2 protein-coding genes are annotated in these 2,136 nt (G+C 37.1%); both read right to left on the reverse strand.

The genetic code is table 11. From position 1 onward, the window contains the following. Positions 1-64: 64 nt before the first annotated feature. Complete coding sequence (gene istB, locus BALCAV_RS20695; RefSeq protein WP_040324332.1) at positions 65-784, reverse strand: IS21-like element helper ATPase IstB; 720 nt, start codon at positions 782-784, stop codon at positions 65-67. Then, on the reverse strand, positions 781-2,136 hold a 1,356-nt coding region (gene istA / locus BALCAV_RS20700), incomplete at its 5' end, for an IS21 family transposase (RefSeq protein WP_040324333.1). The genes istA and istB, both read right to left, overlap by 4 nt.

Below are 2,136 nucleotides of genomic sequence, written 5' to 3' on the forward strand. Positions count from 1 at the left end.
GTATTTGGCAATTAAAAAATGTACCAAATGGCAATTAAATATGCATGCCACTTGTCACTTCAAATTATTGATGCAATAAAGACTCTTTATAACGAAAACTATCTCCTTTAAAAACAAGTAAATGAGAATGGTGAATCAGGCGGTCAATGACAGCTTCTGTTAGAATCGGGTCGCCAAAAACATGATTCCATTGACCGAATTGAAGATTGGTTGTAATCACTATACTTCGGTTTTCATAACACATAGAAATCACTTGAAATAAAAGCTCTGCTCCTTCTTTGTTTAACGGAATATAGCCGAGCTCATCAAGTATTAAAAGGTCTAGCTTTTCGATTTGTTTCATCAGCTTTGGTAGAGTGTTTTTCTGGTTTGCTTCAATTAGTTTATTAACCAAGCCTGCCACTGTATAGAACTTTACCTGGCTGCCAAATCTATGTATGGCATTTAAGGATAGTAATGTTGCCAAATAAGTCTTTCCTGTACCGACACCACCGTATAAAATAAGGTTTTCCCTCTCCTTAATAAAGTCACCATTAATGACAGCTGTACGTTCAATTCCTTGTGAAATTTGTATATGTTCCCATTGGAAAGGAGTAGAACCTGTCTTCGGTAGCTGAGCTTGACTTAGTAATAAATTAACTTTTCTTTCTTCCCGATTTTGGACTTCCTTTTCAAAAAGCTTTAATAGGTACTCTTCATTTGTTTCTGCTTCTATTTGATTAAAATTCTCTCTAATCCAACTTAACTTTAGTCGCTTTGCGTAGGCTTGTATTTGCTCGTTCATTCACTCGTACCCCCTTGAAAGAAAGCATCGTAATGAGAAAGCCCACGAGTTGCGCTAGGTACTGTTGGAACATTAAGACGAGGAGTAATCGCCTCATAAGATGTACCTTGATTTAGTAGAGAATAGAAACAATGCTTGATTTGATCCGCACTAGGATGACCATGTGAAGAAGCTAACTCTAATGCCTCATTCAATAAAGTAAAATCATCATTTTTTAAGAGCGTAGCTAAAAGACGTAAAACTTCTTTCTGCTCTTCTTCTGTACAATCTCTTAAAAAGTTGGACCATTCAAGGGGAAATTGGTCATATAAACTAGAATATTTAATTGCCTTTGGACGTTTTGATAGTAAGTGTAAATATGGTTGCCAGTTCATCGACCTTCTTTTTACTCCATATAAACGAGAATGCTTTACAATAACCTGACGTTCTTCGTTCAATACAATAATAGAGTTATAGGTTACACAAATATTTATGCGCTGCTTGGCAAATCTAGGCGACGTTGAATATTCCTTGTTATCGATGTTTATAATCCCGTATTTATCTGCCTTCACTTCCTGATAACGCACACATTCAAACTTCTTCTCAGGAAGGATAAGCCATTCCTTTTTGTCTTCCTTATATAACTCTGATTGAAGCGTTTCTTTTAAGTAGTGTGGACGATTTCGGTCTTCCTCTGCGCATTGCCAAAGTGTTTCATTAAATTGGTCGAGATCCACTATGGTGCACTCGGGTAATAAGAAGTTATTTCGAACATATTTCACCATTGCTTCAACGTGTCCTTTTTCATTCCCCTTCCCAGGATTACAAAATTCGTAACTGAACCCATAGTGTAAGACAAAACGTTCAAATGTATCAGTGAGTTCACGTTCACCCTTACCTTTTATCTTTTTCACGGCGGGGGATAAGTTATCGAATCGTATCGTTGTCGGCACACCACCCATATAGTGAAACATACGTTGTAGACCCTCTAGTAAACACTCAGTGTTTTCCGAAGGAAATACCTGAAACAGGAATGAATTACTGTACGGAAATGACATCACTAAATACGGTAGGTCTATTATCTCTGATTCATATAAGAAGGGTGCTGTACCAAAATCAACTTGTGCTGTTCCTGGTATGGATTCAAGAGGTAATGAAGCTCCTTCTATATATTCTTTTAGCTCTTTCTTCCTTCTTGAAACATAGTCACGAACTGTACGTGCAGAACCTTCGAAGCTATGAAACTTAACTAACTGCTCGTACATTCTTTTGGCAGTTCTATGATTCTTCTTTTTCTTTTTTAAGTCTTCTCGAATCCACTTATCTAAAATAGGCTTCACTGGATCCATCACTCTAGAGCTTCTTTTCTGTGG

The sequence above is a fragment of the Alkalihalobacillus alcalophilus ATCC 27647 = CGMCC 1.3604 genome (assembly GCF_000292245.2).
GTDB classification, from domain to species: domain Bacteria; phylum Bacillota; class Bacilli; order Bacillales; family Bacillaceae_D; genus Alkalihalobacillus; species Alkalihalobacillus alcalophilus.

What these genes read in the sequence shown, in the direction of transcription:
- istB (WP_040324332.1), bottom strand. Translation starts at nt 784, where the DNA reads ATGAACGAGCAAATACAAGCCTACGCAAAGCGACTAAAGTTAAGTTGG.